The 13,535-nt window shown below is 67.9% G+C and carries 7 protein-coding genes and 7 pseudogenes; 12 read left to right on the plus strand and 2 right to left on the minus strand.

Features of this window, described 5'->3' with window-relative positions; translation table 11 throughout:
• Positions 1-237: 237 nt before the first annotated feature.
• From KIV56_RS11810 to KIV56_RS11860, 11 genes and pseudogenes are all read left to right on the plus strand, one after another.
• A complete protein-coding gene (locus tag KIV56_RS11810) occupies positions 238-1,671 on the plus strand; it encodes a CCA tRNA nucleotidyltransferase (protein WP_281536137.1) in 1,434 nt (477 codons plus the stop codon).
• A 268-nt stretch (positions 1,672-1,939) separates the two neighbouring features.
• Positions 1,940-2,308 (plus strand): annotated as a pseudogene (rpsF, locus tag KIV56_RS11815) (30S ribosomal protein S6); the annotation flags it as partial.
• 220 nt (positions 2,309-2,528) lie between these two features.
• Positions 2,529-3,031: pseudogene (locus KIV56_RS11820) on the plus strand (single-stranded DNA-binding protein).
• Between the two features lie 61 nt (positions 3,032-3,092).
• Positions 3,093-3,357: pseudogene (rpsR, locus tag KIV56_RS11825) on the plus strand (30S ribosomal protein S18).
• Between the two features lie 8 nt (positions 3,358-3,365).
• Entirely contained in the window at positions 3,366-3,815 is a 450-nt protein-coding gene (gene rplI / locus KIV56_RS11830; protein WP_281533597.1) for a 50S ribosomal protein L9, read from the plus strand.
• 436 nt (positions 3,816-4,251) lie between these two features.
• Positions 4,252-5,644, plus strand: a pseudogene (gene dnaB / locus KIV56_RS11835) (replicative DNA helicase).
• A gap of 118 nt (positions 5,645-5,762) precedes the next feature.
• Positions 5,763-6,927: pseudogene (locus tag KIV56_RS11840) on the plus strand (Re/Si-specific NAD(P)(+) transhydrogenase subunit alpha).
• Positions 6,927-7,208: pseudogene (locus tag KIV56_RS11845) on the plus strand (NAD(P) transhydrogenase subunit alpha); the annotation flags it as partial. The pseudogenes KIV56_RS11840 and KIV56_RS11845, both read left to right, overlap by 1 nt.
• A 25-nt stretch (positions 7,209-7,233) precedes the next feature.
• The gene (locus tag KIV56_RS11850) at positions 7,234-8,607 is read left to right on the plus strand and encodes an NAD(P)(+) transhydrogenase (Re/Si-specific) subunit beta (protein ID WP_281533598.1); all 1,374 of its coding nucleotides are present in this window, start codon (positions 7,234-7,236) and stop codon (positions 8,605-8,607) included.
• Positions 8,608-8,722: 115 nt separating this feature from the next.
• Positions 8,723-9,346 carry a DUF308 domain-containing protein gene (locus KIV56_RS11855; RefSeq protein ID WP_281533599.1) on the plus strand — a complete coding sequence of 208 codons (624 nt, stop codon included), beginning with the start codon at positions 8,723-8,725 and terminating at the stop codon, positions 9,344-9,346.
• Positions 9,343-9,603, plus strand: coding sequence for a hypothetical protein (locus tag KIV56_RS11860; protein WP_281533600.1), 261 nt, complete (start codon positions 9,343-9,345; stop codon positions 9,601-9,603). Before KIV56_RS11855 ends, KIV56_RS11860 begins: the two co-directional genes overlap by 4 nt.
• Positions 9,604-9,696: 93 nt before the next feature.
• Here KIV56_RS11860 and purB read toward each other — a convergent pair.
• Positions 9,697-11,065: pseudogene (gene purB / locus KIV56_RS11865) on the minus strand (adenylosuccinate lyase); the annotation flags it as partial.
• A 10-nt stretch (positions 11,066-11,075) separates the two neighbouring features.
• Positions 11,076-11,603: a low molecular weight protein-tyrosine-phosphatase gene (locus tag KIV56_RS11870; RefSeq protein ID WP_281536138.1), complete on the minus strand. Its 528-nt coding sequence runs from the start codon at positions 11,601-11,603 to the stop codon at positions 11,076-11,078.
• A 150-nt stretch (positions 11,604-11,753) separates the two neighbouring features.
• Between KIV56_RS11870 and KIV56_RS11875 the strand changes: the two genes are divergently transcribed.
• Positions 11,754-13,535, plus strand: a complete 1,782-nt coding sequence (locus tag KIV56_RS11875) for a hypothetical protein (protein WP_281533601.1) — start codon at positions 11,754-11,756, stop codon at positions 13,533-13,535.

The following is a 13,535-nucleotide window of genomic DNA, read 5'->3' on the forward strand; positions in this document are numbered from 1 at the left end:
GTCGGTGCGCCGGGGATGACGCCGGACGAAGCCAGGGTAATGAGTCCGGCGAGGATGCCGATCAGGAGCGCGGAGACGGGGACCCTGAGGTGCGACCAGCGGCTGCTCGCCGCTGTGGGGAGCGCGGGCCGACGCGCAGTACTTGACTCGGCCACCATATAGGGGATTCTACGGCGTACGCCCTGAGTAACCGGTCTGCGGCCGCCGCGCCGTCGACCAGGAACTAACATGGGGGGCATGCAGAGCGTCGCGACAGCCCTCACGCGGCTGGGCGACCTGGCTGCCACTCCTTCCGTATCCCGCCTCGCCGTTGCCTTCGAGGCCGCGGGCCACGAGCTTGCCCTCGTCGGCGGTCCGGTGCGCGACGCGTTCCTGGGCCGGACCCTGCACGACCTCGATTTCACGACGGACGCGACCCCGGAGCAGATCCTCACGATCGTCACCCCGATCTCCGAGGCGCAGTGGGACATCGGCCGGGCCTTCGGAACCATCGGGGCGAAGGTCGCCGGCGAGACCGTGGAGATCACCACCTACCGGGCGGACAGCTACGACGGGGTCACCCGGAAGCCGGAGGTCGTGTTCGGGCTGAGCCTGGAGGACGACCTTCTCCGCAGGGACTTCACGGTCAACGCGATGGCGTTGCGCCTCCCCGGGCTGACCCTGGTCGACCCGGCGAACGGCATCGGCGACCTCATGGCCGGGGTCCTGCGGACGCCGATCTCGCCCGAGATCTCCTTCGGCGACGACCCGCTGCGCATGATGCGTGCCGCCAGGTTCACCGCCCAACTCGGTTTCACCCTCGACCTCGACACCGCGATCGCGATGGACGCGATGGCGTCGAGCATCCGCAACATCTCCGCGGAACGGGTCTGCGAGGAGCTCTGCAAGCTGCTCATCTCCGACAACCCGCACGGCGGCCTCGAACTCCTGGTGGACTCCGGCCTGCTCGACATCGTCCTGCCGGAGATTCCGGCGCTGCGCCTCGAGGTCGACGAGCACCACCACCACAAGGACGTCTACCAGCACACCCTCACCGTGCTCGACCAGGCGATCGGTTACGAGAAGTCCCGGGAGAGCTTCCCGGGCGGACCGGACCTGATCGTGCGGCTCGCCGCACTCTTCCACGACATCGGGAAGCCGGCGACCCGGAAGCTCGAGCCCGGTGGAATCGTGAGTTTCTACCACCACGACGTGGTGGGCGCCAAGCTCGCGAAGAAGCGCCTGCGTGCGCTGCGCTTCGACAACGACACGATCGCGGCCGTCTCCCGGCTGATCGAGCTCCACCTGCGCTTCTTCGGGTACACCGAGGGCGCCTGGACGGATTCGGCCGTCCGCCGCTATGTGCGCGACGCCGGCGACCAGCTCGAACGGCTGCACATCCTGACCAGGGCCGACGTGACCACCCGCAACCGGCGCAAGGCCGACCGGCTCGGCTTCGCATACGACGACCTCGAACAGCGCATCCGCGAACTGGCCGAACAGGAGGAGATGGCCGCGGTGCGGCCTGACCTCGATGGAGAGCAGATCATGGAGATCCTCGGCGTGAAGCCGGGACGGGAGGTCGGAGAGGCCTACCGGTTCCTGCTCGAGCAGCGCCTGGACGACGGGCCCCTCGGTGTCGAGGAGGCAACGCGCCGTCTCCAGGCGTGGTGGGCGGGCCACGGCCAGTAGCCACTCCTCAACAGGGGCGGATGCGCGTACTTCTCCACAAACGCGACGTCCGGCTGCCCTGTCCTCGGGCGTCGCGGCATGCTCGGACGGACGCAAGCACGTGCGGCGCGGAGGGCGCCGCGGCGCTGTGGTGGCTTTTGGCCTCCTCATCGAGTAGTCTGGGCAGGTTGTCTGCGCGCCGGATTCCCGGCCTCCGCTTTCAGCACATGCACAACCCTCCTGTTGCAGAGATTCTGCAGCCGTTTAGTCCGAAGGAGGTGGGTTAGTCATGCATCAGTACGAGTTGATGGTTATCCTCGATCCCGAGATCGATGAGCGCACCGTAGCTCCCAGCCTTGACAAGTTCCTCAACGTTGTTCGCAACGATGGCGGAACGATTGACAAGGTTGACGTTTGGGGTCGCCGCCGTCTCGCATACGAGATCAACAAGAAGTCCGAAGGCATCTACGCCGTCGTCGACTTCACCGCGAACGCTTCTGCCACGGCCGAGCTCGACCGCCAGCTGAAGCTGTCGGAAGCCGTCATGCGCACCAAGGTTCTCCGCGCAGAAGAAGGCATCGCCCAGGTTGCCGTCGCGAGCAAGCTCGCCGCCGAGAAGGCCGCCCGCAAGGCAGCCAACCCGAAGGTCATTGCCGCGAAGGCCGAAGCCGCAGCCGCCCCGACCGCCAAGGTCGCCGCGTCTGTCAAGCCCGCATCGGCTCCCGCCGCCGCAGCCGTCAAGGCCGCAGCCCCGGCAGGCTCCTGCAGCCCCGGCAGCAGTCGCCACCCCGGCAGCAGTCGCCAAGCCCGCAGCGGTCGCCACACCGGCACCCGCAGCAGCCGTCGACACCGCCGACAAGGCAAGCGACAAGTAGCCCATGGCCGGCGAGACCGTAATCACCGTGGTGGGCAACCTGACCAGCGACCCGGAACTGCGTTACACGCAGGGCGGGTTGGCGGTTGCCAACTTCACCATCGCATCCACTCCGCGCAATTTCGATCGCGCATCAAACGAGTGGAAAGATGGCGACGCATTGTTCCTGCGCGCGAGCGTTTGGCGTGAATTCGCCGAGCACGTCGCCGGTTCACTGACCAAGGGTTCTCGTGTCGTCGCTACTGGGCGGCTCAAGCAGCGTTCCTATGAAACGAAGGAAGGCGAGAAGCGCACAAGCTTCGAGCTCGAAATCGACGATATCGGTCCTTCGCTCAAGTACGCCACTGCTTCGCTCACTCGCGCTGCATCGTCGTCTTCCCCCGCGGCGGTAACAACGCCGCGGCCGGGAACGACGAGCCCTGGGCAGCCACTCCTCCCGCCGCCGTCAACAGCGGTGGCGACGTGTGGAACACCCCGGGCAACTTCAGCGACGAGACACCCTTCTAGCCACCCGCGGCGCCCCGGCGTCGCCTGGCTGAAACGCACTTCTTAAGAAAGTAAGGAAATCATGGCTGGAAAGTCGAGCGGCGACCGCCGCAAAGCCGCTCCGCGGAGCTAAGGGTGGCAAGAACGCCGCTCCCGCGAAGTCGATCCGGGTTGGTGTCATCGATTACAAAGATGTCCCCACCCTGCGCAAGTTCATCTCCGAGCGTGGAAAGATCCGCGCCCGTCGTATCACCGGTGTCTCCGTCCAGGAACAGCGCCTCATCGCCCGTGCCGTCAAGAACGCCCGCGAAATGGCGTTGTTGCCCTACGCCGGCTCAGGCAGGTAGGTAGCCAAATGTCGAAAATCATTCTGACGCACGAGGTCTCCGGCCTCGGCGCACCCGGCGACATCGTCGAGGTCAAGAACGGGTTCGCCCGTAACTACCTCTTCCCGCAGGGTTGGGCCGTTTCCTGGACCCGCGGAGGCGAGAAGCAGATCGAACAGATCAAGGCTGCTCGTGTCGCCCGTGAGCACGCCACGCTCGAAGAGGCCCAGGCCCTGAAGGCAACCATCGAGAACACCAAGGTCCGTCTGGTCGTCAAGGCCGGAACCGGTGGACGCCTCTTCGGCTCCATCAAGACCACGGATGTTGCCGAAGCCGTCGCCGCTGCAGGCCTCGGTGCCATCGACAAGCGCAAGATCGAGCTCAGCCCGATCAAGTCCGTCGGCGAGCACCAGGCAACGGTTCGTCTTCGCGACGAGCTGAGCGCCACCATCACCCTCGTGGTGGTTGCTGCCAAGTAAGCAGTCTCACTGCCGGCCTAGCGGCGGACTCCCACCGGAGTCCGCCGCTAGGCTCGTTTAAGGCCCCAATCACCCCTTTTGAGGGTGTTTTCAGTTGATGAATCCCCACATTTGTACACAGGATTTCTTACCGGCACGAACCTTCAAGGTGTACTTGAACCAGCTTTTTACCCACAGGTGTGAATAGAATTTTTACCTGATCAGATCGTATAAAATTTTAAAAGAAGAATAGTTTTCCACAGCCGAGTCCACAGGTTGTGCACACGACTCGCGGCGTTTCGCCCGTATTCTGCACAGTGTTATCCACAGGGTGGTTTGTTGCCTCCTGAAGCCGGTCCGTATGGTGGGCACGCGGCCGGATTTCGAGGTGTGCCGGGATCGTCCGATGGTGTCGGCGGTCCCTGATAGAACATCACCACGGACAAAGGAGGCACGGTTGTCGATCGCTCACCTGGGTCTGGCGGATAAACGCGGTACCGATCTGCGCAGTGGCACAGAAACGCGGCACACCGAGCGAACGCTCCCCCACGACCTACTCGCCGAGCAGAGCGCCCTCGGCGGCATGATGCTCAGCAAGGACGCCGTCGCGGACGTCGTGGAGACCGTTCGGGCCGCGGACTTCTACATCCCCAAGCACGAGCTGATCTTCGACGCGATCCTGTCGCTCTACGCGCAGGGTGAGCCGACCGACGTCATCGCCGTCACCGACGAACTCACCAAACTCGGCGAACTGTCCCGTGCAGGCGGCGCAGACTACCTGCACACCCTCACGAGCCTCGTTCCGACCGCGGCAAACGCGGGTTTCTACTCCTCCATCGTCGCCGAACGTGCCCTGCTGCGCCGCCTCGTCGAGGCAGGCACCCGCATCGCCCAGATGGGCTATTCAGGAGAAGGCGAAGTCCTCGACCTCGTCAATAACGCCCAGGCCGAGATCTACGCCGTCACCGGGAGCACCGAGACCGAAGACTACGTGCCCCTCACCGACGCCGTGACCGCGGCGATCGACGAGATCGAGGCCGCCAAGGGCAAAGACGGCCAGATGACCGGCGTGCCGACCGGCTTCGCGGACATGGACGAGCTCACCAACGGTTTCCACCCGGGCCAGCTCATCATCGTCGCCGCCCGACCCGCCCTCGGTAAGTCCACCCTGGCGCTCGACTTCGCGCGCTCAGCCTCGATCAAGCACGACATGCCGAGTATCTTCTTCTCCCTCGAAATGGGCCGCAGCGAAATTGCGATGCGCCTGCTCTCGGCCGAGGCATCCGTGCCCCTGCAGAGCATGCGCAAGGGCACCGTCGATGCCCGCGACTGGACCACCATCGCGGCGACCCGCGGACGCATCAATGACGCCCCGCTCTACATCGACGACAGCCCCAACATGACCCTCGTCGAGATCAGGGCCAAGTGCCGTCGCCTCAAGCAGCGCGTCGGTCTCAAGATGGTCATCATCGACTACCTGCAGCTGATGACCTCAGGCAAAAAAGTCGAATCGCGCCAGCAGGAAGTCAGCGAGTTCTCCCGGGCGCTCAAGCTCATGGCCAAGGAACTCCAGGTGCCCGTGATCGCCCTCTCCCAGGCTCAACCGTGGACCGGAGCAGCGCGCGGACAAGATGCCCGCGATCTCCGACCTCCGTGAGTCGGGTTCGCTCGAGCAGGACGCCGACATGGTCATCCTGCTGCACCGCGAGAGCGCGTATGAGAAGGACAACCCCCGGGCAGGCGAGGCCGACCTGATCGTGGCCAAGCACCGCAACGGACCCACGCGAACCGTGACCGTCGCCTTCCACGGCCACTATTCGCGCTTCGCGGATCTCGCGCCCGGTTCGTAGATTCCGCGTTAAAGCGACCCCCCATCCCCGGTACGCTAGCGGGAGGGCGGTAAAACCGCGCAAGCTTTCGGATTGTCCGGATTTGCTCGTGGCTGGCCGCCGCGAAGGAGATACCCGCGTGAAGGTTGGCATTGGGCGAGAGCGCATCGAGGGAGAGCGGCGAGTCGCCGCCACACCGGAGACTGTGCAGCAACTACGAGGCCTCGGTGTCGAGGTCCTGATCGAGGCCGGCGCCGGCATCGCTGCAGGTTTCTCCGATCGTTCATACGCGGATGCCGGTGCCACCGTCGTGCCGCAGCTCACCCTCGATGACCTCGACGTCTACTGCCACGTGCGCCCGCTGACCCCCCAGGTGGCCGCCCGGCTCCACTCCGGCCTCGTCACCGTCGGACTCGCCGCCCCCGCCAACGAACTCCCGACCGTCACGGCCCTCGCCGCGGCCGGCGTCACGGCCTTCGCCCTCGAACTCGTGCCGCGCATCAGCCGCGCCCAGTCGATGGACGCCCTGACCTCGCAGGCCCTCGTCGCCGGCTACCGGGTCGTCCTCGAGGCGGCCATCCGCTTCCCGCGGTTCTTCCCGATGTACATGACCGCTGCCGGCACCATCCCGCCCGCGCGCGTCCTCGTCCTCGGCGCCGGTGTGGCCGGCCTGCAGGCGATCGCGACGGCCAAGCGCCTCGGCGCGCGCGTCTCGGCGTACGACGTGCGCCCGGCATCCGCCAACGAGGTCACCTCGATGGGCGGAACCTTCGTGACGCTCGACCTGGATGCCGTCGAGGGCGCAGGCGGGTACGCCCGCGAACCTCAGCGAAGACCGCGCCGTCCGCCAGCGTGAGCTCCTCGCCCCCCACGTCGCCGCAGCGGATGTCCTCATCACCACGGCCGCGATCCCCGGCCGCCCCGCACCCCTGCTCGTGACGCACGACATGGTCACCGGCATGCGGCCCGGCTCCGTCGTCGTCGACCTCGCCGCCGAAACCGGCGGAAACGTCGAGGGCGTCGTCGCCGGCGTCGACACCCTCGTTCCGGTCGCGAGCGGGGACGGAACCGTCACCCTCGTCGGGATGAAGGACGCGGCATCCACGATGCCCGCAGACGCCTCACGCCTGTACGCCAAGAACGTCGCGAACCTGCTCGCTCTCATGACGAGCGAGGGCCAGGTCGCCCCCGATTTCACCGACGAGGTCATCGCCGGCGCATGCCTCACCCACTCGGGCGAAGTGACGCACGAACCGACCAAGGCCGCCCTCGCGGCCCAGGCCGCGCTGCAAGGAGAAGACTGATGGATCCGATCACCCTGTTGACCGTGGTGGTGCTGGCGGTCTTCGTCGGCTTTGAAGTGGTCTCGAAGGTCTCGAGCACCCTGCACACCCCGCTGATGAGCGGCGCGAACGCCATTCACGGCATCATCCTGATCGGCGCGATCACCGTCGCCGGCCAGACGACCAACATCTGGCTGCTCATCGTGGCCCTCCTCGCCGTGCTTCTCGCGACGGCGAACCTCGTCGGCGGCTTCGTCGTCACCGACCGGATGCTCAAAATGTTCGCCCCCGCAAACCGGCCGGCGCCGACTCGAAGGACACCGCCAAATGAGCCTGCTCAGCCCCGAGTGGACCGGGCTTCTCTATCTGGTCTCCGCCGTCTGCTTCATCCTCGCCCTCCGCGGCCTGTCCTCGCCCAAAACCGCCCGCCGCGGCAACCTGATCGGCGCCGCCGGAGCGCTCCTCGCCGTCATCACGGTGTTCCTCTCGGTCCGGATGGAAAACATCCCCGCCATCATCGTGGCCATCGCGGTCGGTTCGGCCATCGCAGCCCCGATCTCACGCCGCGTGCAGATGACGCAGATGCCCCAACTCGTCGCCCTGTTCAATGGCGTCGGCGGCGGCGCAGCGGCTCTCGTGGCAATGCTCGAACTCGGTGAAAGCGCCAACGGCTGGACCAGGGTCGCCGTCGTCTTCACGATGCTCGTCGGCGCCGTGTCCTTCGCCGGTTCCGCTGTCACCGTGGGCAAGCTCCAGGGCCTGATCAGCTCCCGCCCGCTCGTGTTCCCCGGGCTCGCCTGGGTCATGGGCGGCATCGTCCTCCTGGCGCTCGTCACCGGCGGCTTCGTCGTCGGCACCGGTGCCGCGGGCTGGGCGGTCGTGCTGCTCGTGCTGGGCCTCGTCGTCGGCGCCCTGCTCGTGCTGCCGGTCGGCGGCGCGGACGTGCCCATCGTCATCTCCCTCCTGAACGCATTCACCGGACTCGCCGTCGCGGCCTCCGGCATCGTGATCGGCAACCTGCTGCTCGTCGTCGCCGGCACCCTCGTCGGTGCGAGCGGCACGATCCTGACCCGCGCGATGGCCGCCGCCATGGGCCGCGGCGTCAGCGGCATCATGTTCGGCGCCTTCAAAGGCGGCTCGACCGCAGGCTCGACCACGCAGAGCGACCGCCCGGTCCGCTCCTCGAGCCCCGAAGACGTCGCCGTGCTGCTCAACTACGCCCAGCGGGTCGTCATCGTTCCCGGCTACGGCCTGGCCGTGGCCCAGGGCCAGCACACGATCGCCGAACTCGCCACGACCCTGCAGGCCAGGGGCGTCGAGGTCGTCTTCGCGATCCACCCCGTGGCCGGCCGGATGCCCGGGCACATGAACGTGCTCCTCGCCGAGGCCAACGTGCCGTACGAATCGCTCAAGGAAATGGCCGAGGTCAACCCCGAGTTCAAGAACACCGACGTCGCCCTCGTCGTCGGCGCGAACGACGTGGTCAACCCCGCGGCCAAGACCTCGCCCGGTTCCCCGATCTACGGCATGCCGATCCTCGACGTCGGCGACGCCCGCCAGGTCGTCTTCCTCAAGCGCTCGATGCGCCCCGGCTTCGCTGGCATCGAGAACGAGCTGCTCTACGACCCGAAGACGACGCTGCTGTTCGGCGACGCCAAGGATTCCCTCACCAAGATCCTCGGCGCGGTCAACGCGCTCTAGATCCCTTTGAGAGCGGATGCTCCGACCCGGCCCGCGTAGACTTGGGCAGTCTCGCCACCCGATGACGAGCATCCGCTCGCAGGCAGGAAGCCGCAGGCACGAAAGGGGTCTCCGCATGGCCGACGCACCCGCCGCTGCCGGCACGGACCACCGCGCCGCCGGCTACTGGACCGTGCCCCTCGTGCGCGCAGGCGTCGCCGTCGTCCCGGCCGTCCTGATCACCTTCACCGCGAACCACTCCCCGGAATTCGGGCTCCTGGTGTTCGGCGCCTTCGCCCTCATGAGCGGCGTCATCGTCGCCGTGCTGAGTCGGCGCACGCTCGCTGACTCCCGGGAACGCAGCGCCTTCCTCGTGCAGGGTATTGCCGGTGTCGTCGCCGGAGCGCTCGCCCTCGCCTTCCACGGCGGCGGGCTCGGCTTCTTCCTCTACCTCGTCACGGTGTGGGGCATCGTGACCGGTTCTCTGGAACTGTCGAGCGGCATCCGTGCCCGGCGCAGGGACCCGGCGGACCGCGACTGGCTCGTGATGGGCGCTGCAACCGTGCTGTTCGCGATCGTCGTGCTGGTGCTGCCGCCGAACGTCGTCGTCTCCGTCGGGTTGCTCGGCGCCTACCTCGTGATGCTCGCGGTCTACCTCGGCATCGCCGCGTTCTCGCTCAAGTGGGCCGTGGCCGCCGCCGCAGAGACATCCGTCGACTCGATTCACTCCGCAGCACCCAACGATTCGGACACCCAGTGACCCAGAACACGCCGCGCAAGCCCAGCCGCTCCGAAGTGCTGAAGCCGCTCGAACTGGTCGGCCTCGCCGGCGTGATGGCCGTGTTCCTCGGGCTCGTCGTGCTGATGAGCACCCGGGAGCCACTGCTTGCGCTGATCGGGTTCGGCATCACGTTCATCGTCGTGCTCGTCGTGATCGCCATGCTCGTGCTCAACATGAAGCCCAACGACGCCGAGAAGACCGACATCGACGAGCAGGACAAGGGCCAGCAGCCCTAACCAATTCGACGGAGTTTTTGCCCGGAAAGCGCTTAGATCGCGCTCTCAGGTGGTGAAAAACCAAAATCTCCGTCGAATTAGTGAGGTGCGGGGTCAGCCGAGGTAGTCGACGAGGCTGTCGGCGAGTCCGACGTATGCCGCGGGAGTCAGTGCGAGCAGGCGCGCCCGGGCATCCTCGCCGATCTCGAGGCCGGAGACGAAGGCGACGAGGTCGGCCTGGTTGATCCGCTTGCCGCGGGTGAGCCTCCTTGAGCAGCGCGTACGGGTCTGCGATGGTGGACCGGCCGGCCGAGACCTCCGCCCGGATGACGGTCTGGATCGCTTCGCCGAGGATCTCCCAGTTGACGTCGAGATCGTGCGCGAGCAGGACCCTGTCGATGTCGATCTCCCCGAGGCCGCGGACGATGTTGTCGAGGGCGAGCAGGGAGTGGCCGAAGCCGACGCCGATATTGCGCTGGGTCGTCGAATCGGTCAGGTCCCGCTGCATCCGCGAGGTGACGAGGGTAGCGGCGAGCGAGTCGAGGATCGCGGAGGACAGTTCGAGGTTCGCCTCGGCGTTCTCGAACCTGATCGGGTTGATCTTGTGCGGCATCGTCGATGACCCGGTCGCGCCGGCCTGCGGGATCTGCCGGAAGTAGCCGAGGGAGATGTAGGTCCAGACGTCCGTCGCCAGGTTGTGCAGCACCCGGTTGACGTGGGACACCTTGGAGTAGAGCTCGGCCTGCCAGTCGTGCGACTCGATCTGGGTCGTGAGCGGATTCCAGGTGAGCCCGAGGCCCTCGACGAAGGCGCGGGACACGGCCGGCCAGTCGATCGCGGGATCCGCTGCGACGTGCGCAGCGAACGTTCCGGTCGCGCCGCTGAACTTGCCGAGATACTCGTTGGCCTCGACCTGCGACGCGAGGCGTTCGAGCCGGTACACGAAGACCGCGATCTCCTTGCCGACCGTCGTCGGCGTCGCCGGCTGGCCGTGGGTGCGGGCGAGCATCGCATCCGACCGGTAGTCCAGGGCGCGCAGGCGGAGCAGGCCGATGGTCGCACGGAGTTTGGGCAGCCACACCTCGCGCACGGCGGCGCTCACGGTGAGGGCGTACGCAAGGTTGTTGATGTCCTCGCTCGTCGCGGCGAAGTGGGTGAGCTCGCTGATCCGGTCGAGGCCGAGCGTGGTCAGGCGCCGGCGGACGAGGTACTCGACGGCCTTGACGTCGTGGCGGGTGGTGGCCTCGAGAACGGCGAGTTCGTCGATCTCGGCCTGGCCGAAGTCGGTGGCGAGGGCGCGCAGGGACGCCTTGTGCTCGGCGTCGAGGGGCGTCGAGCCGAACAGGCTGCGATCCGTGAGGGTGATCAGCCACTCGACCTCGACGTGCACCCGAGCACGGTTGAGGCCGGCCTCCGACAGGTACTCCCCGAGTTCGGTGACGGCGGCCCGGTAGCGGCCGTCTAGCGGGCTGAGGACCTGGGGGGTAGTGGACTCATCGGACTCCCTGTCGGATTGCGGGCTCTAGTTGCGCGAAGAGCGCGAGGTTTGCCTTCTCAATCATGCCCAATACCGAGTCAAACATCGCATCGTCGGAGTAGTACGGGTCCGGCACGTCGTGCAGGGACGCCTGTTCGTGGTCGAAGCTGAGCAGCAGGCGTACTTTGCTCCTGTCCCGGTCGCTCACCGCCCAGTTCCGCAGGATGCGCTCCTGGGTGCGGTCGAGCACGACGACGAGGTCGTAGTCGGTGAACCAGTCCGGGTCGAACTGGCGGGCGCGATGGTGGCTGCCGTCGTAGCCCTGCCGCTTGAGGGCGGCGACCGTGCGGGCATCCGCCTGCTCGCCGACGTGCCAGTCACCGGTGCACGCAGAACTCGTGAAGATCAGCCGCCCCAACCCGGACCGGGTGACCAGATCGCGCAGGGTGATCTCCGCCATCGGTGAGCGGCAGATATTGCCGGTGCAGACGAAGATGATCCGAAAGGGCGTCGCCTCGTCGGGGCGGATCGCCGAGAAGGTCATGGCTCCATTGTCCGTCACTTTCGCCTCCTCCACACCTGGCCGAGGGACTTCGCTTTCCCCAGGTTCCTGGCGACGGCCTCTCCGGCAGGCCCAGTCGCGCAGGATCGATCCGTCGGGGCCGCCGGGTCGGCCCCGAGGAAGGGAAGGCCGATGCAGTGGTCGCAATATCCGCCGGAGACCGACCGGTTGACCGAGCTACGGCATCAGCGGATGCTGCTGCGCACCCTGGCCGACGACGTCGCCCTCGCCGCGCGCCGGCTTCTCCCGGCCGGCGCGCCCGCCGAGTGGCGCTCGGAGGCGCAGCGCGCCTACCTCGAACGCCGCTGGGAGCTCGCCGCGCTCCTGGCCGGGGCGGAGCGGAGCATCGAGGAGACGCTCACCGCGGTACTCGTGCGCATCGAGGCTGAGAAGGCGCAGGCTCGCAGCCGTTGCCCGGGCGAACCCGGGTGGATGGTCGGAGTGAGCGGGCCGGAGTCCGGCGAAGGCCTGCTGGTCTCCGGCGGCGGCGGAACCCTCGTCGCGACGGATGCCGTTCTTGCCGAGGCGGCCGTGCTCCGCACGCTCCAGACGGAAGCCGAGTCCTGGCGGGCCCGGCTCGCCCGGATCCGCGCGCTCGACTCCGCGCAGACGCCCGCCGTGCGGTGGACAGACGCCGATCCGGGCCTCGGCATCCTGCGGACAGACACCGTGTTCGCCGACATCGTCGAGCGCAGCAGGACCCTCGCCGATGCGCTCCTGACGGCCGCGGAAGACTATGGGCGCGTCGAGCGCGCGGTCGAGCGCGCGAGCGGGGTTGCGGGAGCCTGGCTCGGCTACCTCGTGGGGCGCGCAGCCCCGCTGATGATTCTCGGCGCGCTGCCGAACCTCGCGGCGATCGCGCTCGGCGGGCTCGCGGGTCGGGCGCTGTTCGGCGGGGTGTTCGCAGAGGGGAGCCTGGCGGACGTCGCTGCGTGGTTCCAGGCGAACCCGGGCCTGTTGAGCGACCCGGCCGTCGTCGCCGCGGTGCGCGTACTCGTGTCCTCCGCCGACGACACGGCCGTCGGTGCGCTCGGATTGCCGTTCCCCGCAGGGCTCGAGCTCGGCGACGAGGGGCTCGGCATGCTCGGACTCTCGTCCGCCGCCGGGACGGCGCTCCTCCTGGTCCGCCCGTTCGGCCTCCTCAGGGAGACGCCGGTGAGCGTGCACCGGGTGACCGAGACGGGCAGCCCGGTGCACCCGGCCGTCCTCGCGGCCCTGCCTCCCGCCGGGTTCGGGGAGCTCGCGCGGCGAATCCCCGACGCGCGGGCCGAGGGCCCGCAGATCCGGATCGAGCGCTACGCCGGTGCCGCAGGCTCCCCACCGTCCTGGATCGTCTACATCGGGGGCACCGCGGAGTGGGACCCGACGGGGACCGGGCAGCCGTTCGACCTGGCCAGCGACGTCTCCGGCGCGGCGGCGCCGCTCGGCCCCTCCGGCGCGTACCGTGCCGTGGTCGAGGCGATGCACGCGGCCGGTGTCCAGCCGCAGGACCCGGTGCTCCCGGTGGGGCACTCCCTCGGCGGCCAGATCGCGGTCCAGCTCGCCGAGTCCGGAGAGTTCAACGCCGTCGGCGTCGCGTCCTTCGGCAGCCCGACGGCGGAGCTCTCCATTCCGGCCGGGGTGGAGGCCGTCACCGTCGAGCACACGGACGACATCGTTCCGGCGTTCGGCGGCACTGCGGCCGGGGTCGACGACCGTGTCCTCGTGCGCAGCAGGGCGTTCGCCGCCGGCGAGGCGCCGGCCGGGCAGGCGCTGCCGGCCCATTCCCTCACGAGTTACCAGGCCACCGCCCACCTGATGGACGACTCAGCGGAGCCGAACCTGCTGCGCTTCCGGGACACCCTGGCCGGGGTCGGCGCATCGGGACCGGCGGAGGTCACCCGGTGGCGCGGCATCCGGACGGCCGGGCCGTGA

The sequence above is a fragment of the Cryobacterium breve genome (genome assembly GCF_027594785.1).
Taxonomy (GTDB): Bacteria; Actinomycetota; Actinomycetes; order Actinomycetales; family Microbacteriaceae; genus Cryobacterium; species Cryobacterium breve_A.